This is a genomic window from Erwinia sp. 1181_3, from assembly GCF_052824965.1.
Genome location: NZ_VTDE01000016.1, coordinates 12,292 through 34,901, shown reverse-complemented (window position 1 = coordinate 34,901; position 22,610 = coordinate 12,292). Strand labels below are relative to the sequence as shown.

21 protein-coding genes are annotated in these 22,610 nt (G+C 54.0%); 13 read left to right on the top strand and 8 right to left on the bottom strand.

The genetic code is table 11. The features are described from left to right. The first annotated feature begins 53 nt into the window (after positions 1-53). The gene (corA, locus tag FY046_RS22665; protein WP_133846841.1) at positions 54-1,013 is read left to right on the top strand and encodes a magnesium/cobalt transporter CorA; all 960 of its coding nucleotides are present in this window, start codon (positions 54-56) and stop codon (positions 1,011-1,013) included. 56 nt (positions 1,014-1,069) lie between these two features. Here the strand turns inward: corA and rarD are convergent, their stop codons facing one another. Further along, on the bottom strand, positions 1,070-1,963 hold the full coding sequence (gene rarD / locus FY046_RS22660; protein ID WP_133846840.1) for an EamA family transporter RarD: 894 nt from the start codon (positions 1,961-1,963) through the stop codon (positions 1,070-1,072). Positions 1,964-1,967: 4 nt separating this feature from the next. Beyond that, positions 1,968-2,438, bottom strand: coding sequence for a thioesterase family protein (locus tag FY046_RS22655; protein WP_133846839.1), 471 nt, complete (start codon positions 2,436-2,438; stop codon positions 1,968-1,970). A gap of 173 nt (positions 2,439-2,611) precedes the next feature. On the opposite strand from FY046_RS22655, the gene pldA reads away from it, so the two are divergent. Beyond that, positions 2,612-3,490: a phospholipase A gene (gene pldA, locus FY046_RS22650; RefSeq protein WP_133846838.1), complete on the top strand. Its 879-nt coding sequence runs from the start codon at positions 2,612-2,614 to the stop codon at positions 3,488-3,490. Positions 3,491-3,557: 67 nt separating this feature from the next. After that, complete coding sequence (gene recQ / locus FY046_RS22645; protein WP_133846837.1) at positions 3,558-5,390, top strand: ATP-dependent DNA helicase RecQ; 1,833 nt, start codon at positions 3,558-3,560, stop codon at positions 5,388-5,390. Positions 5,391-5,468: 78 nt separating this feature from the next. Here the strand turns inward: recQ and rhtB are convergent, their stop codons facing one another. Beyond that, positions 5,469-6,092 carry a homoserine/homoserine lactone efflux protein gene (gene rhtB / locus FY046_RS22640; protein ID WP_133846836.1) on the bottom strand — a complete coding sequence of 208 codons (624 nt, stop codon included), beginning with the start codon at positions 6,090-6,092 and terminating at the stop codon, positions 5,469-5,471. Between the two features lie 114 nt (positions 6,093-6,206). Between rhtB and pldB the strand changes: the two genes are divergently transcribed. Both pldB and yigL read left to right on the top strand, forming a co-directional pair. Continuing rightward, entirely contained in the window at positions 6,207-7,199 is a 993-nt protein-coding gene (gene pldB, locus FY046_RS22635; protein WP_446186510.1) for a lysophospholipase L2, read from the top strand. A 63-nt stretch (positions 7,200-7,262) separates the two neighbouring features. Then, positions 7,263-8,063 (top strand): sugar/pyridoxal phosphate phosphatase YigL, encoded by an 801-nt coding sequence (yigL, locus tag FY046_RS22630; RefSeq protein ID WP_133846834.1) that lies wholly within the window; start codon positions 7,263-7,265, stop codon positions 8,061-8,063. Positions 8,064-8,112: 49 nt separating this feature from the next. Here the strand turns inward: yigL and glpQ are convergent, their stop codons facing one another. The 4 genes from glpQ to metR form a co-directional block, all read right to left on the bottom strand. Then, a complete protein-coding gene (gene glpQ / locus FY046_RS22625; protein WP_446186509.1) occupies positions 8,113-9,162 on the bottom strand; it encodes a glycerophosphodiester phosphodiesterase in 1,050 nt (349 codons plus the stop codon). Positions 9,163-9,176: 14 nt separating this feature from the next. After that, the gene (gene glpT, locus FY046_RS22620) at positions 9,177-10,523 is read right to left on the bottom strand and encodes a glycerol-3-phosphate transporter (RefSeq protein ID WP_133846832.1); all 1,347 of its coding nucleotides are present in this window, start codon (positions 10,521-10,523) and stop codon (positions 9,177-9,179) included. A 365-nt stretch (positions 10,524-10,888) separates the two neighbouring features. Continuing rightward, positions 10,889-11,362 (bottom strand): DUF1456 family protein, encoded by a 474-nt coding sequence (locus FY046_RS22615; RefSeq protein ID WP_133846831.1) that lies wholly within the window; start codon positions 11,360-11,362, stop codon positions 10,889-10,891. A gap of 146 nt (positions 11,363-11,508) precedes the next feature. Further along, a complete protein-coding gene (metR, locus tag FY046_RS22610) occupies positions 11,509-12,447 on the bottom strand; it encodes an HTH-type transcriptional regulator MetR (protein ID WP_167864785.1) in 939 nt (312 codons plus the stop codon). Positions 12,448-12,698: 251 nt separating this feature from the next. On the opposite strand from metR, the gene metE reads away from it, so the two are divergent. Beyond that, the gene (gene metE, locus FY046_RS22605) at positions 12,699-14,972 is read left to right on the top strand and encodes a 5-methyltetrahydropteroyltriglutamate--homocysteine S-methyltransferase (RefSeq protein ID WP_167864786.1); all 2,274 of its coding nucleotides are present in this window, start codon (positions 12,699-12,701) and stop codon (positions 14,970-14,972) included. A 49-nt stretch (positions 14,973-15,021) separates the two neighbouring features. On the opposite strand, the gene FY046_RS22600 is transcribed toward metE, so the two are convergent. Continuing rightward, positions 15,022-15,858 carry a dienelactone hydrolase family protein gene (locus tag FY046_RS22600; RefSeq protein ID WP_133846828.1) on the bottom strand — a complete coding sequence of 279 codons (837 nt, stop codon included), beginning with the start codon at positions 15,856-15,858 and terminating at the stop codon, positions 15,022-15,024. A 295-nt stretch (positions 15,859-16,153) separates the two neighbouring features. Here FY046_RS22600 and udp point away from each other — a divergent pair, with 295 nt between their 5' ends. From udp to tatB, 7 genes are all read left to right on the top strand, one after another. Further along, complete coding sequence (gene udp / locus FY046_RS22595) at positions 16,154-16,915, top strand: uridine phosphorylase (protein WP_133846827.1); 762 nt, start codon at positions 16,154-16,156, stop codon at positions 16,913-16,915. Between the two features lie 174 nt (positions 16,916-17,089). After that, the gene (rmuC, locus tag FY046_RS22590; RefSeq protein ID WP_446186508.1) at positions 17,090-18,625 is read left to right on the top strand and encodes a DNA recombination protein RmuC; all 1,536 of its coding nucleotides are present in this window, start codon (positions 17,090-17,092) and stop codon (positions 18,623-18,625) included. A 74-nt stretch (positions 18,626-18,699) separates the two neighbouring features. Next, positions 18,700-19,455, top strand: a complete 756-nt coding sequence (gene ubiE, locus FY046_RS22585) for a bifunctional demethylmenaquinone methyltransferase/2-methoxy-6-polyprenyl-1,4-benzoquinol methylase UbiE (RefSeq protein ID WP_133846825.1) — start codon at positions 18,700-18,702, stop codon at positions 19,453-19,455. A gap of 12 nt (positions 19,456-19,467) precedes the next feature. After that, positions 19,468-20,073 (top strand): ubiquinone biosynthesis protein UbiJ, encoded by a 606-nt coding sequence (ubiJ, locus tag FY046_RS22580; RefSeq protein WP_159338547.1) that lies wholly within the window; start codon positions 19,468-19,470, stop codon positions 20,071-20,073. Further along, complete coding sequence (gene ubiB / locus FY046_RS22575; protein WP_133846823.1) at positions 20,070-21,707, top strand: ubiquinone biosynthesis regulatory protein kinase UbiB; 1,638 nt, start codon at positions 20,070-20,072, stop codon at positions 21,705-21,707. The genes ubiJ and ubiB overlap by 4 nt, the downstream gene beginning before the upstream one ends. 116 nt (positions 21,708-21,823) lie before the next feature. Next, entirely contained in the window at positions 21,824-22,072 is a 249-nt protein-coding gene (gene tatA, locus FY046_RS22570; RefSeq protein WP_133846885.1) for a twin-arginine translocase TatA/TatE family subunit, read from the top strand. 3 nt (positions 22,073-22,075) lie between these two features. Further along, positions 22,076-22,609: a Sec-independent protein translocase protein TatB gene (gene tatB / locus FY046_RS22565; protein WP_133846822.1), complete on the top strand. Its 534-nt coding sequence runs from the start codon at positions 22,076-22,078 to the stop codon at positions 22,607-22,609. Position 22,610 lies beyond the last annotated feature (1 nt).

The following is a 22,610-nucleotide window of genomic DNA, read 5'->3' as shown; positions in this document are numbered from 1 at the left end:
CCGTGTTCAAGCGCTCTGTCCCATTTTGTTACTGTGAATTGGGAGTACAGCTAATGTTGAGCGCATTTAAACTCGACCAAAACCGTCTGACCCGCCTTGAACTGGATGATGCTGATGCCAGGGACGAGCTGATCGGTTCCGTCTGGGTCGATTTGATCGAACCGGAAGAAGCTGAACGAGATCGGGTACAAACCGAACTGGGCCAGAGCCTTGCGACCCGCCCTGAACTGGAAGATATCGAAGCCTCCGCACGTTTCTTCGAAGATGAAGATGGTCTGCATATTCACTCATTTTTCTTCTATGAAGATGCTGACGATCACGCGGGTAACTCGACGGTGGCCTTCACCATTCGTGAAGGGCGCCTGTATACCCTGCGCGAACGTGAACTCCCGGCGTTTCGTCTTTACCGTATGCGTGCCCGTAATCAGGTTCTGAGCGACGGAAATGCTTACGAGCTGCTGCTCGATCTGTTTGAGACAAAAATCGAACAGCTGGCGGATGAGATCGAGAATATCTACAGCGATCTGGAAAAACTGAGCCGCGTGATTATGGAAGGACAGCAGGGCGATGCGTTTGATGAAGCACTGTCGACGCTGGCAGAGCTGGAAGATATCGGCTGGAAGGTGCGCCTGTGTCTGATGGATACCCAGCGTGCACTTAACTTCCTGGTACGTAAGGCGCGTCTGCCAGGCAATCAGCTGGAGCAGGCTCGCGAGATCCTGCGCGATATCGAATCCCTGCTGCCGCACAATGAATCCCTGTTCCAGAAAGTTAACTTCCTGATGCAGGCGGCGATGGGCTTTATCAACATCGAACAGAACCGCATCATCAAGATCTTCTCGGTGGTATCGGTGGTCTTCCTGCCGCCTACCCTGGTGGCCTCCAGCTACGGGATGAACTTCGAGTTTATGCCTGAGCTGAAATGGAGCTTTGGCTATCCAGGGGCGATTAGCCTGATGATCCTCGCCGGTCTGGCACCTTACGCCTACTTTAAGCGTAAGAACTGGCTGTAAGCCGCTCGATAAAAAAAATCGCCTGAGAGGCGATTTTTTTATTTCTGCTTATCGCGCTATACGGCCGACGATCGGCGTAATGCCAACAGAGCATCGGCAATAAAGAGCGCCAGCGCTGTCCAGATAAAGCCAAAGGTCACGACTTTATCGGGTGTCATTTGCTCTCCGTAAAATAATACGGCTAGCAGGAACATCAGCGTGGGTGCCATATACTGGAAAAAGCCGACGGTGGACAGTTTCAAACGTGTACAAGCGGCAGTAAACAGCATCAGCGGAACCGTGGTGATCACCCCGGCAGCGGCCAGCATCAAGTTGAGGCTCAGTGGGTTGCTTCCCAGATGGCTGGTGGGGCTGTCGGCTATCGCGAACAGATAGATAGCCGCAGGGATTAACAGCCAGCTGGTTTCAATCAGCATTCCGCTTTGGGCATCAACGGCTATTTTTTTACGCAGCAAGCCATAGAATGAAAAGCTGATGGCGAGACTGAGAGCGATCACCGGCACGGAACCAAACTGCCACACCTGTATCAGTACGCCGCAGGCCGCGAGTGCCACTGCCAGCCATTGCAGGCGCCGGAAGCGTTCCCCGAGAAACACCATCCCCACCAGAACGTTCAGCAACGGGTTAATAAAGTAACCCAGACTGGCCTCCAGCAAATGGTGATTATTCACCGCCCAGATATACAGCAGCCAGTTACCGCAAATCACAACGGCGGAGAGCGCCAGCAGCAGCACCTTTTTGGGGTGCTGGATAACCGTACGGACATTGCGCCAGTGTCGGCTGGCGGTGAGCAGCACCAGCATAAAGAAAAATGACCAGATCACCCGGTGGGTCATAATTTCCCCGGGGGCAACTTGCTGGATGAGCTTGAAGTAAACCGGAGCAATGCCCCAGATAAAATAAGCGCCCAGAGCAAAGAAAATGCCCTGGCGAGTGTGCTGTGGATTCATGAAGTTAACCGATCAGATAGGTAGCAGTGGCGCTGGCAATATGAACACCGACATCGTTATGTAACTCGACCCTGGCAACCGACACTTTATTACCACCACGTAACAGACTGCTGCTGGCCGTAAAGCGTTCACCACGGCCGGGACGCAGATAATCCACCCGCAGGTCGATGGTTCCCATGCGCGACAGGCGCTGGCGTAGCTCCTCTTCAGTGATGCTTTCCTGGCGTGTCAGCGCGCTGGTGACACACACCAGACCGGCAGCGACATCCAGTACGGAAGCGATCACGCCACCGTGCAATATTTTCTGAGCAGAGTTACCGACCAGCATGGTCTGGTTCGCCAGGCTTATCTCTGCGTAATCCGACTCCAGTCGGTCCAGCTCCAGCCCCAGTGCGCGATTGAACGGCATGTGGTAGACAAAAATCTCGCCAATCAGGCGGCGAGCGGCAGCCTGATCCATAGGTACTGCTGACATTAGCGGGTCTTCCTGTAATGCGGTCTGAATGAAAAATCAGGTTAACGGAGTGTGTATAATATGCTTCGTTGACGGTGCTTTCCACTTTCGGAAATGAGCACTAATCCCCCAGGATGTTTCTGTGTAGAATGGCGTGCTTTTTATTCACTTATCCGCCTCTCTGGGAGAATCCTATGGCTCTGCTGAAAGGATTGCTGGCGTCAGCAATTCTGTTTCCGACGTTGGTGCTGGCACAGACCGCTACCGTAAAAGATGTCCACGATCAGCCTGCGGTTCGCGGCAGCATTATTGCCAATTTGCTGGAGAAGCACGATAACCCGTTTATCTTGTTCCCTTACGAAAACAACTATCTGCTTTACACGGATACCAGCAATATCAACAAGGAAGCGATCGAGTCTTACGACTGGGGAAATAAAGCCAAACATGATGAAGTGAAGTTCCAGTTAAGCCTGGCCTTCCCGTTATGGCGTGGCATTCTCGGCGATAACTCGGTGCTGGCGGCGTCCTATACTCAACGGTCCTGGTGGCAGTTATCTAATCGTGGTGCCTCTTCACCGTTTCGTGAAACCAACTACCAGCCGCAGATCTTTCTTGGCTGGGCCACGGATTACTCTTTCGCTGGCTGGACGTTACGCGATGTGGAAACGGGCCTGAATCATGAGTCTAACGGCCGATCCGATCCGACATCGCGCAGCTGGAACCGTGTCTATGCCCGACTGATGGCAGAAAACGGCAATTGGATGGTTGAGGTCAAACCCTGGTACCGTCTTCCAGAAAGTGAAAATAATGACGATAACCCGGATATCACTAAGTACATGGGTTATTATCGCCTGACGGTGGGCTACCAGTGGGGCGAGAGCATCTTCAGCGTGAGGAGCAACTACAACTGGAACAGCGGCTACGGCGGCGCTGAACTGGGCTGGAGCTACCCGATGACCGATCATGTGCGTTTCTATACGCAGGTGTTTAGTGGTTATGGCGAATCGTTAATCGACTATAACCACCGTCAAACGCGCGTCGGTGTGGGCGTGACGCTCAACGACCTGTTCTAAGGTCGTCGTGACCGGGTTGAGCAATCAACCCGGCCAGAATTCTTGTTATTTCAGATGTGGGGACAACGTGTCTACGGCAGCAGTCATCAATAAAGAAACGCTGGCAGAGCAGGTATTACGCGATACCTTCGGCTATCAGCAGTTTCGTCCGGGGCAACAAACCATCATTCAGGAGTCGCTCAACGGGCGTGACTGTCTGGTCGTTATGCCAACCGGCGGCGGAAAATCACTCTGTTATCAGATCCCTGCACTGGTGCGTGAGGGGCTGACGCTGGTGGTGTCGCCGTTGATCTCGTTGATGAAAGACCAGGTCGACCAACTGCTTGCAAACGGCGTTGCGGCGGCCTGCCTCAATTCGACGCAGAACCGTGAAGAGCAGCAGGAAGTGATGGCAGGCTGCCGTACCGGTCGCATCCGTCTACTGTACATTGCCCCTGAACGTCTGATGATGGACAACTTCCTCGAGCAGCTGACGCACTGGAATCCGGCGATGCTGGCGGTGGATGAAGCCCACTGTATTTCCCAGTGGGGCCACGACTTCCGCCCGGAATACGGTGCGCTGGGCCAGCTACGTCATCGCCTGCCGGATGTCCCGGTGATGGCGCTGACCGCCACCGCCGATGAAACCACGCGTAACGACATTGCCCGTCTGCTGCAGCTTGATGACCCGCTCATCCAGGTCAGTAGCTTTGACCGCCCCAATATCCGCTATACGCTGGTGGAAAAATTCAAACCTACCGAACAGCTGCTGCGCTATGTGCAGGATCAGCGCGGCAAGTGCGGCATCATTTACTGTAACAGCCGGGCCAAAGTGGAAGACACCGCAGCCCGTCTGCAAAGCCGTGGCCTGAGTGTTGGTGCCTATCATGCGGGGATGGATAACGCACACCGTGCTCATGTGCAGGAAGCCTTCCAGCGTGATGACCTGCAAATTGTGGTGGCGACCGTGGCTTTTGGTATGGGCATTAACAAACCCAACGTGCGTTTTGTGGTGCACTTTGATATCCCGCGCAATATCGAATCCTACTATCAGGAAACCGGGCGTGCGGGGCGTGATGGCCTGCCAGCCGAGGCGCTGCTGCTGTACGATCCGGCCGATATGGCCTGGTTGCGTAAGTGTCTGGAAGAGAAAACACCGGGGCCGCTACAGGATATTGAACGCCATAAGCTGAATGCGATGGGTGCGTTTGCCGAAGCGCAGACCTGCCGTCGTCTGGTCTTGCTGAACTATTTTGGTGAGGGGCGTCAGCAGCCTTGCGACAACTGCGATATCTGCCTTGATCCACCGCGCCGCTATGATGGCCTGGTCGAGGCGCAAAAAGCACTCTCCTGTATTTATCGCGTTGGGCAGCGTTTCGGGATGGGGTATATCGTCGAGATCCTGCGCGGCGCCAATAACCAGCGCATCCGCGATATGCAGCACGACAAATTACCGGTGTATGGCATCGGCCGTGAGCAGAGCCATGAGCACTGGACCAGCGTGTTACGCCAGTTGATTCACCTTGGGCTGGTGACGCAAAACATCGCCATGCACTCAGCATTACAGCTGACGGAAGCCGCACGCCCCACCTTACGTGGTGAAGTGCCGCTGATGCTGGCGGTTCCTCGCCTGGTGAGTATTAAACCGCGTAACAGCAGCCAGAAATCCTATGGCGGAAGTTATGACCGCAAGCTGTTTGCCAAACTGCGCAAGCTGCGTAAATCCATCGCCGATGAAGCCAATGTTCCGCCATATGTGGTGTTTAACGATGCAACGCTGATTGAAATGGCGGAGCAAATGCCGCTGACAGCATCCGAGATGTTGAGTGTGAATGGCGTCGGGCATAAGAAGCTGGAGCGTTTTGGCAGGCCGTTTATGGTGATGATCAAAGAACATGTCGACGGTGAAGACGACGAGTAATGTTTGATGTGGGCCGATCGATAAATTATCGGCCGCGACAGGTTTTGTAGGGGGCAGGCATGCCCGACCCGGGTTCTGTTAGGCGATTCTTCGTGCCGAGGCCAGCAGTGCACCTACCGCAATAAACAAGCCCCCAAAAATCCGGTTTAGCAATTTCATCTGATGCGGTCCTTTGATCCACGCGGAGATGCGTGTGGCCAGCGTGGCATAGCCAATCATCACGATAATATCCACCACTACGGTCGTGACGCCCAAGACCAGATACTGCATCGCCTGCGGCTGATGTGGCAGAATGAACTGCGGGAAGAGGGCAGCCAGGAACACAATACTTTTTGGATTGGTCAGATTCACCAGCACGGCGCGTTTAAACAGCCTACGACGCGGCATCGCTTTGGCAACCGCATTCAGATCGATCGCCCCGGCCGATCGCCACTGTTGAATACCCAGCCAGACCAGGTAGCCCGCCCCGGCCCATTTAAGAATTTCAAAGGCCAGTAACGACTGGGAAAACAGTGCACCCAGCCCGATGCCAACCAGCACAATATGCAGTGACAGCCCAACCTGAAGGCCGGAGATTGAGGCGACCGCACCCCGATAACCGTGGCTGATACCGGTGCTCATGGTATTGATTGCGCCAGAACCTGGCGACAGACTTAAGATGCTGGTTGTTAACAGATAGGTCAGCCACCACTCGATGGTCATGCGTAAAACTCCCGAAAAACGCTCATTTGTGACACAATACGTTATTGTTGAATGCGGCGCTACGGGGAACCCTGCCCCTTTTTTAAGGAAGAGTCCTTTCTGGAAATGAGCCTGATGGAACATCGTAAACACAACTGGACGACGCGGGAAAAAGCCTTTGCGGCATTTGCTACAGGCCCGTTGCTGGATTTCTGGAAATTGCGTGAAGAGGATGAGTTTTTCGGTGTTGAAAACATCCCGATCCGCTACGTCCGTTTCATCTCACCGCAACACGATAAGGTGATACTGCTGTGCCCGGGGCGCATTGAAAGCTATGTGAAATACCCGGAGCTGGCCTATGACCTGTTCCATAGCGGTTATGATGTCATCATTATCGATCATCGCGGGCAGGGACGATCCGGGCGGTTATTGCAGGATTCTCACCGTGGCCATGTGGTTGAATTCGAAGATTATGTCGACGACCTCGAAACCCTGTATTTGAAAGAGATTGTCACACGTCACTATCGCCGCCGTTATGCACTGGCCCATTCGATGGGCGGGGCGATACTGGCGCTGATGCTGGCTCGCCAGCCTGCGGCGTTTGATGCAGTGGCGCTGGCATCGCCGATGTTTGGCATCTTCCTGCCGATGCCGTTATGGATGGCCAACTCTATCCTTAATTGGGCGGAAAAATATCCGACGGTACGCGAGGGTTATGCACTGGGGACCGGAAAATGGCATGCGCGCCCGTTCGCCATTAACGAACTGACACACAGCCGTGAACGCTATCGCCGTAACCTGCGCTTTTATGCCGACGACCCGGGCTTGCGTGTGGGTGGCCCCACTTATCACTGGGTGAGAGAAGGGGTACGCGCCGGGCACAGTATTTTAAGCCAGGCGGCGAAGATATCGACGCCGCTGCTGCTGCTCCAGGCCGCTGACGATAAAGTGGTGGATAACCGCGCTCAGGATCTGTTTTGCCAGACGATGGTGGCCGCCGGCCAGCCCTGCGAAGGGGGTAAGCCGATGATTATCGACGGTGCCCGCCACGAGATCCTGTTTGAGAAAGACAGCATGCGCAGCGAAGCGCTGGAGGCCATCCTGGCCTTTTTTTTCCGCCACTGCTGAGTGGACAGAATGACTTTGCCGGTGGGTACTGACAGCCCGCCAGAAATATTAATCAGAGGTGTTATGTACCGTATTGTTGCTTCAGATCTGGATGGCACGCTGCTGTCACCGGACCACACGCTTTCCCCTTATGCCCGCGAAACGTTACAGTTGCTGACACGTAAAGGCATCCATTTTGTCTTTGCAACGGGCCGCCATTACATCGACGTGGCGCAGATGCGTGACAGCCTGGGCATCGATGCTTACATGATCACCTCAAATGGGGCGCGGGTGCATAACACCGCCGGTGAGCTGGTTTTCAGTCACAACCTGGATGAAGATATCGCGCTTGAACTGTTCGCCATGCAGCACGCCAACCCTGATATCTACACCAACGTGTATCGGGATGAAGAGTGGTTCCTGAACCGCCACCGTCCTGAAGAGATGGATTTCTTCCGCGAGTCTGACTTCAACTATCAGATCTATGAGCCGGGCCAGCTGTCGACCGACGGCATCAGCAAGGTGTTCTTCACCTGCGCGATCCCGGAACTGCTGGTCCCACTGGAGTTGGCGCTGATTGCGCGCTGGGGTGATCGGGTTAACGTCAGCTTCTCGCTGCCAACCTGCCTGGAAGTGATGGCGGGCGGTGTGTCGAAAGGGCACGCGCTGGATGCGGTATCAAAATCACTGGGCTTCTCGTTACAGGAGTGCATTGCCTTTGGTGACGGTATGAATGATAAAGAGATGCTGAGTATGGCGGGCAAAGGCTGCATCATGAGCAACTCTCATCAGCGCCTGAAAGATATCTTACCGGAGCTGGAAGTGATCGGGTCGAATGCCGATCAGGCCGTGCCGAACTTCCTGCGTCAGCTGTATCACGTGTAAGTCTGCAGGGCCGATCAACTGTTCGATCGGCCCTTTAGTCATCCGATAGTTATCGACCTAAGAAACGAACGGCTTTATCCGGGAAATCAGTAAACAGACCATCAACCTCCGCTTTGTTGTACAGCAGGTCGTACAGCTGATCGACGTTGCTGACATAAGGCGGTAGCTGATCGGCGCGTACCGTGTACGGATGCACCACCAGATGATTCTGGTGTGCCTCTTTGACCATATCGTTCAGCGCCACATTGCCGGTTTTTGCGCCTGGCGCCACCAGCATATGGTAATCCGGGCCAATACCGTCGGCGTATTGGGCGATGGTTTTCATCGCACCCGGCGCGAACATCCAATCGTAATCGTAGTTCACCCACTTACCGTCGCGCTGCTCCTGAGTTTCATCCCATTTGGTATAGGCGATCAGCTGCACCAGCTTCAGATTCATTCCCCGCTGAGGTTCCAGTTCGGTCTTGATGCGCTTCACTTCGTTATAGTCAAAGCACTGCACATAAACCTTATCGGTCTTACTGCTGTAACCATACTGCTTCAGGACGTCCAGAACTTTGGCAGAGATATCCTTGCCTTCTTTGCGGTGGAACCACGGGGCTTTAATTTCGGTATAAATCCCGATGTCTTTGCCGGTGGAGTGGTTCAGGCCCTGAATAAACTCCAGTTCTTCCTCAAAGGTATGAACACGGAAATCAGATTTCCCCATCGGGAAGCGGCCTGGAAAGGTCTGCACCTTTTTGCCGTTTTCAAGCGTAAAGCCTTCGGTAAACGCCAGGCTCTTGATCTCGGCAAGGGTAAAGTCGATAGCGTAATAACGTCCGTCAGCCCGTGCGCGATGGGGGAAACGCGTGGCAACATCCGTCACCCGATCCAGATAGTGGTCATGCAGCACCACCAGATGATCGTCTTTGGTCATCACCAGATCCTGCTCAAGGTAATCCGCTCCCTGAGCATAGGCCATCGCTTTTGCCGGCAGGCTGTGTTCCGGCAGATAACCGCTGGCCCCACGATGCGCAATCACGACAGGCGAAGAACTCGCGGCTGTCGCCGCGAGAGAGGTGGTGAGAACTAAGGTAGCGATAACGTTTTTCAACATAATGTTCCCTTCAATCAGAGTGAGTTCAGGCCCTGTTTGTGTTTCTTCTCGCTGAACATCGTCATCGTCAGCAGGATCACCGCCAGCACACAGCCGCCGATCATAATGATAAAGCCGCCATCCCAGCCGAAGTAATCAACGGTATAGCCGACGATAGCACTGGCGGCAACGGACCCACCGAGGTAGCCAAACAGACCGGTAAAGCCTGCTGCGGTACCCGCCGCTTTCTTCGGTGCCAGCTCCAGGGCATGCAGACCAATCAGCATCACCGGGCCATAAATCAGGAAGCCAATAATCATCATACAGGCCATATCCACACCAGGATTACCGGCCGGGTTCATCCAGTACACAACGGTGGCAATGGTCACCAACACCATAAAGAACACGCCTGTTGCACCACGGTTACCTTTAAAGACTTTATCCGACATCCAGCCGCACAGCAGCGTACCCGGGATACCGGCGTACTCGTAGAAGAAGTAAGCCCACGATGATTTATCCAGCGTGAAGTGTTTCACTTCTTTCAGGTAGGTCGGTGACCAGTCGAGGATGCCGTAACGCAGCAGGTAAACAAACACGTTAGCCAGCGCGATATACCACAGCAGTTTGTTCGGCAGGATGTACTGCATAAAGATCTGCTTAGCCGTTAGCTCATCTTCATGTTTCTCATCATAGTTCGGTGGATAGTCGTTTTTGTACTCCTCAATCGGCGGCAGGCCGCAAGACTGCGGGGTATCACGCATCAGCGCAAAAGCAATGATGGCGATAACAATGGCACCAAAAGCAGGCATATACAGCGCCGCTTTCCAGTCGTTAAACCAGGCCATACCGAGCAGGAACAGCAGTGGAGGGATACCACCACCGACGTTATGCGCACAGTTCCAGACGGAAACAATGCCGCCGCGCTCTTTCTGTGACCACCAGTGCACCATTGTACGACCGCACGGCGGCCAGCCCATCCCCTGGAACCATCCACACAGGAACAGCAGTACAAACATCACCATGATGCTGGACGTTGCCCAGGGGACAAAGCCCATAAACAACATGACTGCCGCGGCAAGTATCAGGCCAGCAGGTAAGAAGACGCGCGGGTTGGAGCGGTCAGAGACCGACCCCATAATGAATTTTGAGAAACCGTAGGCGATAGAGATGCCGGAGAGCGCAAAGCCGAGGTCACCACGTGAGAAACCCTGTTCAACCAGGTAGGGCATCGCGAGGGCAAAGTTCTTACGCACCAGGTAGTAGGCAGCATAACCGAAGAATATCCCCAGAAAGATCTGCCAGCGTAGCTTGCGGTATAACGGGTCAACGCGGCTGTCATCAACGCGGGGCTGATGTGCAGCAGGTTTGAAAAAACGTAACATTTTGGCCTCCCATGGCTCGAAAGACTGACATCCGGCTTCGAATGCGCAGAGTAGAGGAACAGGATCCTGTTAAAACAGGAATAAATGTTCCATTTCGCGCATAGCGTAGTCGTAATCAGAACAACTGACTGTGAAGAATGGCGCAAATGTTACAGTTTTATGACGAGATGGCTATATCTACATCACAAATCGGTGTTTTATTTTCATAATGAAACTATAAAGTGTGAGGATAGTCACATATACAAACCCAGATAAAGGCTGTGGGTTTCGTTTGGTGAGTGATTTTGTTCTAAAAGGAAGGTTTTGATCTGGCAGAAGAACAAAGATTAACGCCAGCAGGTGGCGTTAATCAGTCAGTCAATCGCTTAGGCTTTCTTCACCGGACGGATTTTCATCGTCAGACCTTTGAGGAAGTTACGCAGAATTTGATCGCCGCATTCGCGGTAATTTTTATGCCCAGGTTTACGGAAGATCGCCCCAATTTCTGACTGTCCTACCGCAAAATCGGCACTTTTCAGTAGTTCCAGAATGTCGGTGGTTTTCAGGTCGAAGGCCACACGCAGCTTCTTCATCAGGATGTTATTGGTCATCTTGCGTTCGATAGAAGGCGCAGGTGCGTCTTCACTTTTGCCACGGCGTTCAAAAATCAAACCATTCAGAAAGTAACCCATGATGACATCAGGGCAGGGGCGATAGCCGGCTTCATCCTCTTTTTTCAGGAAGCTGTGCACTTCGGCTTCTGTTACTTCGCTCTCTGCCAGCGCCAGAATGCTCACAACTTTAGCATCGCTTAAATTCAGCATGTAACGCACGCTGCGCAGGACATCGTTATTGGTCATAGGGACTCTCTGTAGTGAAACAATTGCAGTGAGTGCAGTATAACTCGTCGTCCCTCAGGGTGCATCTGCGTTAGCGGCGTGCGCTGCCCTGAGTCACGAGCGCGGGTCAGCGTGTAACGCCAGTAGTCGACTGGCTGCCGTGCATGCTAAGGATGGCTGATGGAAGGATGTGGCACGCCAGGACGGGATGCATCACGAACCCGAGGCAGATGATCGCAGGCGTGCTGGCGGGCGGAACGAATAAAGGCTTCGACTACAGGCTGACGCTGTTCACCGTCGCGCACTGCCGCATACAGGCGGCTCCAAAGGCCCTCTCCCAGCGTTTTCGTTACCACCAGTCCCTGATGCTCAAAACTCTCCACTACCCAGTGTGGCAGCGCAGCAATCCCCATCTGTGCAGACACCATCTGAATCAGCAGTAGCGTGTTGTCTACGCTTTTCAACGTTGGGCTGACATCGGCCGGCTGTAAGAAATGACGCCAGATATCCAGGCGTTGGCGCTGAACCGGATAAATCATCAGCACCTCACTGGCCAGGTCTTCCGGTGAAATATGCGCCTTTTGCGCCAGGGGATGATCCGGTGCCAGCACCAGGCGGACTTCGAAATCAAACATAGGTGAATAAAACAGCCCACTGCGCGGCAGAATATCGGAGGTCAGTACCACATCCAGCTCTCCCTGTTGCAGGGCGGGCTGCGGGTCAAATGTCATCCCCGATTTGAAATCCATCACCACCTGCGGCCAGCTCTTGCGGAAATTGTTCAGCGCCGGGGTCAGCCACTGAATACAACTGTGGCATTCAATAGCGATGCGCAATGTGGTCTGGTGCGGTTCATGGCAGGCCTGCAATGCCTGCTGGATTTGCGGCAGCACCTGTTCCGCCAGTTGCAGCAAAAGTTCTCCCTGTGGCGTGAAACGCAGCGGCTGGCTTTTACGTACAAACAGCCGGAACCCCAGACGTTGCTCCAGGTCGCTGAACTGATGAGATAACGCTGACTGCGTTTGATGAAGCTGGGCCGCCGCCGCCGCCAGTGAACCTGTCGTTCGCAACGCTTGCAGCGTCCGCAGGTGTTTAAGTTCGATCATGAGAGTCCTTCACATCGACAGTGAATATTTTGCGCTTGTGGTTGATACAGTACCTGCACAATATAGCGGTGTAAACATCTGGACGTCTAAATGATTCGCTGATGAGTTTACTTGTCATTTTACATCCCGGGCAGTGCTCAGAATCCTCACGTACTTCAGTACGCTCCGGTTCTTGCGCGCTGGCTGTGTGCACACTGACATCAGCCAATTTTGATGGTCCCGGTAAAGAACAATTTAACGAGGCACAACTGATGACTATTCTGAACCACATTCTCGGATTTCCCCGCGTTGGTCTGCGTCGCGAACTGAAAAAAGCGCAGGAAAGCTACTGGGCGGGCACCACCAGCCAGGACGATCTGCTGACGACTGGCCGTGAACTTCGTGCACGCCACTGGCAACAGCAGAAAGACGCAGGTGTGAATCTGCTGCCGGTCGGTGACTTCGCCTGGTACGATCACGTGCTGACCACCAGCCTGATGCTGGGTAACGTACCCGCGCGCCACCAGAATAAAGAGGGCTCAGTTGACCTCGATACGTTGTTCCGTCTTGGTCGTGGCCGCGCTCCGACCGGTGAACCCGCCGCCGCCGCAGAAATGACCAAATGGTTTAACACCAACTATCACTACATGGTGCCTGAATTTGTTCAGGGTCAGCAGTTCAAACTGACCTGGACCCAACTGCTGGACGAAGTCGACGAAGCGCTGGCGCTGGGCCACAAAATTAAACCTGTCTTACTGGGCCCGGTAACTTATCTTTGGCTGGGCAAAGTGAAAGGGGATCAGTTTGATCGCCTGAGCCTGTTGAAAGACATCCTGCCAGTTTACCAGCAGGTGCTGGCCGAACTGGCTAAACGCGATATCGAATGGGTGCAGATTGACGAGCCCGCGCTGGCGCTGGAACTGCCTGCCGAGTGGTTAGCTGCTTTCAAATCCGCCTATGCTGCATTGCAGGGGCACAGCAAGCTGTTGCTGACCACCTATTTCGACAGTATCGGCCAGAACATTGACATCATTACGGCACTACCGGTTCAGGGGCTGCATGTGGACCTGGTCCACGGTAACGATGATATCTCTGTGCTCAACAGCAAAGTACCGGCAAGCTGGTTGCTGTCAGTCGGGGTGATTAACGGTCGTAACGTCTGGCGTGCGGATCTGAGCCGCTGGTTTGAGCGTCTGCAGCCGCTGAGCGCTGCCCGTAAACAGCTGTGGATCGGTTCTTCCTGCTCACTGCTGCACAGCCCGATCGACCTGAGCGTGGAAACCCGTCTGGATGATGAAGTAAAAAGTTGGTTCGCCTTTGCCCTGCAAAAGTGTGCTGAACTGTCACTGCTGAGCAATGCGCTGAACAACAACGATCCGGCGTCACTGGAGGCCTGGAGTGCGCCCATTCGCGCCCGTAAACACTCCACCCGTGTTCACAATGCGGCCGTTGGCGAGCGTCTGGCCGGGATTACTGCCAAAGACAGCCAGCGTAACAGCAGCTACCTGGTGCGTGCTGAAGCACAACGTCAGCGTTTCCAGTTGCCCGCCTGGCCCACCACCACTATCGGCTCTTTCCCGCAAACCACCGAAATTCGTGGCCTGCGCCTTGATTTCAAACAAGGGCGTCTGGACGGCAATCACTACCGTACCGGCATCGCTGAACATATTAAGCAGGCCATTGCTGAGCAAGAGCGTTTAGGTCTGGACGTGCTGGTGCACGGCGAAGCGGAACGTAATGACATGGTGGAATATTTCGGTGAAAACCTGGATGGCTTTATCTTTACGCAGAATGGCTGGGTACAGAGCTACGGTTCGCGCTGTGTGAAACCGCCGGTGATTATCGGTGACGTCAGCCGCCCGCAAGCCATTACCGTTGAGTGGGCGAAGTATGCGCAGTCTCTGACCGACAAGCCGGTCAAAGGCATGCTGACCGGGCCAGTGACGATCCTGTGCTGGTCATTCCCACGTGAAGATGTGTCTCGCGAAACCATCGCAAAACAGATTGCCCTGGCACTGCGTGACGAAGTGGAAGATCTGGAAAAAGCCGGTATCGGTATCATCCAGATTGACGAACCTGCACTGCGCGAAGGTTTACCGCTGCATCGCTCCGACTGGGCTGCCTATCTGAAGTGGGCTGTGGATGCCTTCCGTTTAAACGCCGCCGTGGCGCAGGATGACACTCAGATTCACACCCACATGTGTTACTGCGAGTTCAACGACATCATGGATTCGATCGCTGCACTGGATGCCGATGTGATCACCATCGAAACCTCACGCTCGGATATGGAACTGCTGGAGTCGTTTGAAGAGTTCGACTACCCGAATGAAATCGGTCCCGGCGTTTACGATATTCACTCGCCAAACGTTCCGAGCGTGGAGTGGATGGAAGCACTGCTGCTGAAAGCGGCACAACGGATCCCGACTGAACGTCTGTGGGTTAACCCGGATTGTGGTCTGAAAACGCGTGGCTGGACAGAAACACGTCAGGCGCTGGCAAACATGGTGAAAGCGGCCCAGAACCTGCGCAGCACGCAAAAAGCCTGATGACGATGTTGTTGCTGATCATAAAGGGGCGCCAAGAGGCGCCCCTTTTTTATGCTTTTGGCGCCACGCCATGCTGTTTAAACCATGCCAGCATCCGTTGCCAGCCATCCTGAGCAGACTCCGCGTGATAGCTGGGACGATAATCCGCATTAAAGGCGTGCCCGGCATCGGGGTAAACGATAATCTCAGCGTCAGCATTCGCCGCACGCAGCGCCTGGCGCATGGTCTCCACGCTCTCCAGCGGGATACCGTCATCTTTGCCGCCGTAAAGGCCCAGGACCGGCGAATTCAGATCCACGGCAATATCCACCGGATGCTTCTGCTGCTTCATGGTTTTTTCACCCACCAGCTTGCCATACCAGGCGACCGCGGCTTTTAGCTGCGGATTGTGCGCGGCATACAGCCAGGTGATACGTCCGCCCCAGCAAAAACCGGTGGCAGCCATGTTGCGCATATCCCCGCCATGACGGGACGCCCAGTTTGCCACGTGGTCGAGATCGGCCAGTACCTGGCTGTCCGGGACCTTGCTGACGAGGTCATTGAACAGGGTGGAGATGTCGGTGTAATCCGCAGGATCACCCTGGCGGAAATAGAGTTCTGGCGCCACCGCCAGATAGCCTTCACTGGCCAGACGACGACAAATATCCCGGATATGTTCATGTACGCCAAAGATCTCCTGGACCACCAGCACTACCGGCAACAGCCCTTCGGCATGGCGCGGTTTCGCATGGAAAGCCGGCATGTTCTCACCCTGAGTAGGAATGGACGTCTCACCTGAAATAATATCGGTACTGTCAGTGATAATCGTGGTGGCTGCGGCAGGACCTGTTGCGGGTGCAAACCCTTTATTGCTCGATTCTTGCGTCGTGTTATCGTCGGTTTTCATTATCCTCTCCGTGCATGCACAAGTACGATCGGCATTCAGGGTTTAACTATAGCCCGTAATGCGATGGGATCAGGTTTCACTACGGGCTATCTCTATCACCAGATAGCCCTGAACCACAGGCCCGGATGTGTGAAAGTGCCATGATCGGATTTAATAATGTGATATCCATCACTTTTTACAATGTAATCAATGCAATTTTCATTTGTATTATCGATGTTAATCACATAAATGTTCGCCGGATTTCCTTACAGTAGCATCCCGTTAACTATCCCTCTTCCCGTGAAAGGAGTTTGAAATGGCACAGTCTGACGTTTTCCATCTTGGCTTAACGAAAGCCGATCTTCAGGGCGCCACACTGGCCATCGTGCCGGGCGACCCGGAGCGCGTGAAGAAAATTGCCGCCCTGATGGACAATCCGGTTCATCTGGCATCGCATCGTGAATTCACCACCTGGCGTGCCGAGTTATCCGGTAAACCCGTGATTGTCTGCTCAACAGGTATTGGTGGCCCGTCCACCTCGATTGCCGTGGAAGAACTGGCTCAGCTTGGAGTACGTACTTTCCTGCGCGTGGGAACCACCGGCGCGATCCAGCCTGATATCAACGTCGGTGACGTGCTGGTGACCACGGGGTCTGTGCGTCTTGATGGCGCCAGCCTGCACTTTGCTCCGCTGGAGTTCCCGGCTGTGGCGGACTTTACCTGCACCACGGCGCTGGTCGACGCGGCTAAAGCGGCTGGTGCGACCACCCATATTGGCATTACCGCCTCGTCAGACACCTTCTATCCGGGCCAGGAGCGTTATGACACCTTCTCCGGACGGGTGGTCAGCCGCTTCCAGAACTCGATGAAAGAGTGGCAGCAGATGGGCGTACTGAACTACGAAATGGAATCTGCCACGCTGCTCACCATGTGTGCCAGCCAGGGGCTGCGTGCCGGGATGGTGGCAGGGGTCATCGTCAACCGCACCCAGCAGGAAATCCCGGATGCAGAAACCATGAAACGCACCGAGAGCGATGCGGTGAAGATTGTGGTTGAGGCTGCCCGCCGTCTGATCTAATCGTTTTTCTTCGGCCGTGCTCACGCACGGCCTGCAATGCCTTTTCCGCCGTGAAAAAATTCAGATCCTCCTCGATATTCCCTCCCTAAGCTGCCCGTTCACTGCTTTTTATCTGGACATTCATACAGTGCACCTCTATTTTTCCCCTGTCAGGGTTTCAGCAGGAGAAGCAGGGTGGATGCAACAATCGTATATGGTGCCGGTATTGGTCTGGTTGGGTTGCTGGCGGGCTGGTTAATCGCCGGGATCCGCAGCCAGCAGCAGCTGGCCAACGGCGAAACTGAGCGGCGTTTGCTTCAGCAGTCGGTGGAACTGGCGGAATCTGGACGCCAGCGTCAGCAGCAGCAGCTGGATGCCCAGCTCCTGACGCAAAAACAGAATGAGCAGGAATTGCGTCAGCTGCACGGTTCACTGGCAGCGGCCGGAGAGAAGCTGCACCAGCTTGATCACTGGCGTGGTGAAACTGAGCAGCTCAATCGTGAGCTGCGCAATCAGCTGGAGATCAATGCCTCGCAGGAGGCTGAACTGCGCGAAGTTACCATCCGCCTGGAAGAGACGCGCATGGCGGCGGAAGAGAAGCAGCGGCTGCTGGTGAACAGTGAGCAGCGCCTTAACGCGCAGTTTGAAAATCTGGCGAACCGCATCTTTGAAAACAGTGGCCGCCGGGTGGATGAACAAAATCGTCAGAGCCTGCATGGCCTGATTACGCCGCTGCGGGAACAGCTTGAGGGCTTTCGCCGCCAGGTTCAGGAAGGATTTGGCCAGGAGGCGCGTGAACGGCACACCCTCGCGCATGAAATACGGAACCTGCAACAGCTGAATGCGCAGATGGCCCAGGAAGCGATCAACCTGACCAAGGCGCTCAAGGGAGATAACAAAACGCAGGGTAACTGGGGAGAAGTGATCCTCAGCCGGGTGCTGGAAGCTTCCGGTTTGCGTGAAGGCCATGAATACGAAACGCAGGTTAACATCCAGCTTGAGCAAAATGGGCGAATGCAGCCTGACGTGATCGTACGCCTGCCGCAGGGCAAGGATGTGGTGATTGACGCCAAAATGACGCTGGTGGCCTATGAGCGCTATTTTAACGGTGATGATGACGCAGCGCGTGAACTGGCAATCACTGAGCATATCGCTGCGATCCGTGGGCACTTACGCCTGCTAAGCCGAAAAGATTACCAACAATTACCGGGTTTACGCTCGCTGGATTATGTGTTGATGTTTATCCCGGTGGAACCCGCTTTCCTGCTGGCCATCGACAGACAGCCAGAGCTGATCAACGAGGCGTTGAACCAGAACATCATGCTGGTCAGCCCGACCACCTTGCTGGTGGCGCTGCGCACCATCAATAATCTGTGGCGCTATGAGCACCAGAGTCGTCACGCCCAGCGTATTGCCGATCGTGCCGCCCGGCTCTATGACAAAATGCGTCTTTTTGTCGATGATATGAGTGCCATCGGCCAGAACCTTGATAAGGCTCAGGATAGCTATCGACAGGCAATGAAAAAATTGTCCGAAGGTCGGGGCAATCTGATTGCTCAGACAGAAGGGTTCCGCCAGATGGGGGTTGAAGTGAAGCGTCCGATTAACCCAAGGCTGGTGGAACAGGCATTACCAGAAGCTGATGACGATGTGGATGACGATGATGATATGCCGCCTGTAGAAAAGGCGGAATATTCGCCGGATGCAGTATCACGCCGTATCAATGAATAAGCGTGCGGCCAGTGCCTGGCCTGCGTGACTCTGGTACACTTGGCAAATATTTGATTGTAGAGCAGGCAAAACAAATGGCAGATGAATCAAAGGACACAACCCACTTCGGCTACCGCACCGTTGCGAAAGACGAAAAGGCCGATATGGTTGCTGATGTTTTCCATTCCGTTGCGGCCAAATATGATCTGATGAATGACCTGATGTCATTCGGCATTCACCGCATCTGGAAGCGTTTTACCATTGATTCCAGCGGCGTGCGCCGTGGGCAACGCGTTCTCGATCTGGCGGGTGGCACGGGTGACCTCACGGCGAAATTCTCGCGCCTGGTGGGTGAAACCGGTGAAGTCGTGCTGGCCGATATCAACAGCTCAATGCTGAAAGTGGGCCGTGAAAAGCTGCGCAATAAAGGCATTATCGGCAACGTGAATTATGTGCAGGCCAACGCCGAAGCACTGCCGTTTCCTGATAACTATTTTGACTGCATCACTATCGCTTTCGGTCTGCGTAATGTGACTGAAAAAGAAAAAGCGCTGGCGTCCATGTTCCGTGTGCTGAAGCCGGGTGGGCGTTTGCTGGTACTGGAGTTTTCCAAGCCGCAGTTCGCACCGTTGAGCAAAGCGTACGATGCCTATTCATTCCATATTTTGCCGCGCATTGGTGAAATGGTCGCGAAAGACGCAGGCAGCTATCGCTATCTGGCAGAGTCCATCCGTATGCATCCCGATCAGGACACTCTGAAACAGATGATGAATGACGTTGGCTTTGAAAACACCACGTATCACAATCTGACGGGCGGCATTGTTGCCTTGCACCGCGGATTTAAGTTTTAAGCAGGGAAACGAATGACATTAACGCCGCTATTAACCGCCAGTCTGGAGACCGCACTTAACCATTTGCTGTACCGCGATCGTGGCCTTAAGGCGGCGCGTCAACGTCTCAATGGTCGCAGCCTGGCGATCGTGCTGGCCGAGCTCAAGCAGCCGATTATCTTCATTTTCAGTGAACAGCAGGTGGACGTGATTGGCGAATGGAGTGATACACCGGATTGTACGGTGAAGACGCGCTTTGCCACGCTGTCAAAACTGCGTGATCGGCAGCAACTGACGACACTTATTCGCAGCGGTGAGCTGGAAGTTGAAGGTGACCTTCAAGTTGTGCAGCAGTTTTCGGCCCTGCTGGACCTGGCAGAACTGGACCCGGCAGAGTATCTTGCGCCCTGGATCGGTGATATCGCCGCCCAGGGCATCACGCAGTTCGCCCGACGTGGTTTCAACGCGGTCCGCCGTGATGTGCAGCGTAAACAGAGTTATCTGTCACAAACGGTGACGGAAGAGTGGCGTCTGGCACCGGGTTCGCTTGAGCTGGTGTGGTTTGCTGAAGAAGTGGATGCGCTGTCCCGTTCGCTGGATGCGTTAGATGCTCGCCTTAGCCAGCTGGAGGTCAAATGACCTTCGGTGAACTGCGTCGTCTCTATCTGATTATTCGTGTGTTCCTCAGCTACGGTCTTGATGAACTGATCCCGAAAATGCGCCTGACTCTGCCGTTACGGCTGGGGCGTAAATGCCTGTTCTGGATGCCTAACCGCCATAAAGACAAGCCATTGGGCGAGCGTTTACGCTTGTCTCTGGAGCAGTTAGGGCCGGTGTGGATTAAGTTTGGGCAAATGATGTCGACCCGTCGGGACCTGTTTCCGCCGTTGATCGCTGATCAGCTAGCGATGTTGCAGGATCGCGTCGCGCCATTTGATGGGGCTAAAGCGCTTAAACTGATCGAACAGTCGCTGGGTGCGCCTATCGACACCCAGTTCGATGATTTCAATATTGTCCCGCTGGCTTCTGCCTCTATCGCCCAGGTACATACTGCAACCCTGAAAGAGAACGGCCGTGAAGTGGTGATCAAGGTGATCCGCCCGGACATTTTGCCGGTGATTAAAGCGGATATGCGATTGATTTACCGCCTGGCGCGCTGGGTGCCGCGTTTGTTACCTGATGGTCGCCGTCTGCGTCCACGCGAAGTGGTGGCGGACTATGAAAAAACACTGCTCGACGAGCTGAACCTGCTGCGCGAAGCCGCCAATGCTATCCAGCTGCGACGTAACTTTGATAGCAGCAAGATGCTGTACATACCGGAAGTCTTTTCAGATTACTGCAGTGAAAATATGATGGTGATGGAGCGTATTTACGGTATTCCCATCTCCGATGTGGTGACGCTGGAGCAGCATGGCGTCAACATGAAGCTGCTGGCCGAGCGTGGCGTACAGGTCTTCTTTACCCAGGTGTTCCGTGACAGCTTTTTCCATGCGGATATGCACCCCGGTAACATCTTCGTCAGCTATGAACATCCGGAAGATCCGCAATATATTGGCATTGACTGCGGTATTGTTGGCTCTCTGAACAAAGAAGATAAACGCTATCTGGCAGAGAATTTCATTGCCTTCTTTAATCGCGACTACCGTAAGGTGGCCGAGCTGCACGTGGATTCCGGCTGGGTGCCGCCCGATACCAATGTGGAAGATTTCGAATTCGCCATTCGCACAGTGTGCGAACCGATTTTTGAGAAACCGCTGGCCGAAATTTCGTTCGGACATGTGCTACTTAACCTGTTCAACACGGCACGTCGCTTTAATATGGAAGTGCAGCCTCAGCTGGTTCTGCTGCAAAAAACCTTGCTGTACGTTGAAGGGGTGGGTCGCCAGCTCTATCCACAGCTGGATTTGTGGAAAACGGCCAAGCCTTTCCTGGAAGACTGGATTAAAGACCAGGTAGGGATTCCTGCCATTGTGCGTGCGTTGAAAGAAAAAGCGCCGTTCTGGGCAGAAAAATTGCCTGAGCTGCCAGAGCTATTTTATGACAGCCTGCGTCAGCATAAGCATTTGCGCCACAGTGTTGATCGCCTGGCTAACGATCTGAAAGGAGAGCGTGCAAAGCAGCATCAGTCGCGCTATCTGTTTGGTGTCGGTGCTACATTGCTGCTCAGTGGGACGGCAATCCTGCTGTCACGTCCTGAATGGGATATGTTCTCTGCCGGGCTGATGGCCGCAGGCGTTGTTGCCTGGCTGGTGGGCTGGCGCAGAACAAACTGATTGTCATGAAAGGTAAATAGGCAGTTTATTGCGCAAGGGGCAAGGTTTGCGCATCGTAAGTAAGACATAAGCTGTTATATACTCGAAATCCGCATCACTTATTGTTATCAGAGGTAATCATGGGTATTACACTTCCACACTTGTTGATCATCGCGGTACTGGTGATTCTGTTGTTTGGCACCAAAAAACTGCGCTCACTGGGTTCTGACCTCGGTTCGTCGATCAAAGGCTTTAAAAAAGCCATGAGCGATGAAGACGACAAAGAAAAAAACCATGCTCATGATGATGCTGACTTCAATGCCAAACTGGCTGAACCGCAGCAGACTGAAGCGAAGAAAGAAGACGTCAAGAACGACAAGGTGTAATCCGTGTTCGACATAGGCTTTGGTGAACTGGTACTGGTATTCGTTATTGGCCTGGTGGTATTGGGTCCGCAGCGTTTACCTGTTGCAGTCAGAACGGTGATGGGCTGGATTCGCGCAATGCGTTCTCTGGCAACCAGCGTTCAGAATGAGCTGGCCCAGGAACTGAAAATTCAGGAACTGCAGGACGGCCTGAAAAAAATTGAACAGGCCAGCAAAGACAGTCTCTCCCCTGAACTGAAAGCGACGGTCGATGAGCTGAAACAGACGGCTGATTCAATGAAGCGCTCCTACTTGGGCGAAAATGAAAAAGCGGATGACGAAGCTCATACTATCCATAATCCGTTGGTGAAAGATCCGCAAGAATCGCATGATGGTGCCACGCCAGCGGCAGCGGATCACCAGGCAAGTGCGCCTGCACAGGCACCTGTCACGGTGACGCAATCTGCCTCGTCAATGCCATCTGAATCGAAACAGCCGCCAGCGTCTTCCGCTCCGCGTGCACCCGTGCCACCCCTACAACCAGGCGATGAACGTTAAA

Bases quoted from the DNA above. Each gene is read 5' to 3' on its own strand.
- corA (WP_133846841.1), top strand. From the start codon at position 54: ATGTTGAGCGCATTTAAACTCGACCAAAACCGTCTGACCCGCCTTGAA.
- rarD (WP_133846840.1), bottom strand. From the start codon at position 1,963: ATGAATCCACAGCACACTCGCCAGGGCATTTTCTTTGCTCTGGGCGCT.
- FY046_RS22655 (WP_133846839.1), bottom strand. From the start codon at position 2,438: ATGTCAGCAGTACCTATGGATCAGGCTGCCGCTCGCCGCCTGATTGGC.
- pldA (WP_133846838.1), top strand. From the start codon at position 2,612: ATGGCTCTGCTGAAAGGATTGCTGGCGTCAGCAATTCTGTTTCCGACG.
- rhtB (WP_133846836.1), bottom strand. From the start codon at position 6,092: ATGACCATCGAGTGGTGGCTGACCTATCTGTTAACAACCAGCATCTTA.
- pldB (WP_446186510.1), top strand. From the start codon at position 6,207: ATGGAACATCGTAAACACAACTGGACGACGCGGGAAAAAGCCTTTGCG.
- yigL (WP_133846834.1), top strand. From the start codon at position 7,263: ATGTACCGTATTGTTGCTTCAGATCTGGATGGCACGCTGCTGTCACCG.
- glpQ (WP_446186509.1), bottom strand. From the start codon at position 9,162: ATGTTGAAAAACGTTATCGCTACCTTAGTTCTCACCACCTCTCTCGCG.
- glpT (WP_133846832.1), bottom strand. From the start codon at position 10,523: ATGTTACGTTTTTTCAAACCTGCTGCACATCAGCCCCGCGTTGATGAC.
- FY046_RS22615 (WP_133846831.1), bottom strand. From the start codon at position 11,362: ATGACCAATAACGATGTCCTGCGCAGCGTGCGTTACATGCTGAATTTA.
- metR (WP_167864785.1), bottom strand. From the start codon at position 12,447: ATGATCGAACTTAAACACCTGCGGACGCTGCAAGCGTTGCGAACGACA.
- metE (WP_167864786.1), top strand. From the start codon at position 12,699: ATGACTATTCTGAACCACATTCTCGGATTTCCCCGCGTTGGTCTGCGT.
- FY046_RS22600 (WP_133846828.1), bottom strand. From the start codon at position 15,858: ATGAAAACCGACGATAACACGACGCAAGAATCGAGCAATAAAGGGTTT.
- udp (WP_133846827.1), top strand. From the start codon at position 16,154: ATGGCACAGTCTGACGTTTTCCATCTTGGCTTAACGAAAGCCGATCTT.
- ubiE (WP_133846825.1), top strand. From the start codon at position 18,700: ATGGCAGATGAATCAAAGGACACAACCCACTTCGGCTACCGCACCGTT.
- ubiJ (WP_159338547.1), top strand. From the start codon at position 19,468: ATGACATTAACGCCGCTATTAACCGCCAGTCTGGAGACCGCACTTAAC.
- ubiB (WP_133846823.1), top strand. From the start codon at position 20,070: ATGACCTTCGGTGAACTGCGTCGTCTCTATCTGATTATTCGTGTGTTC.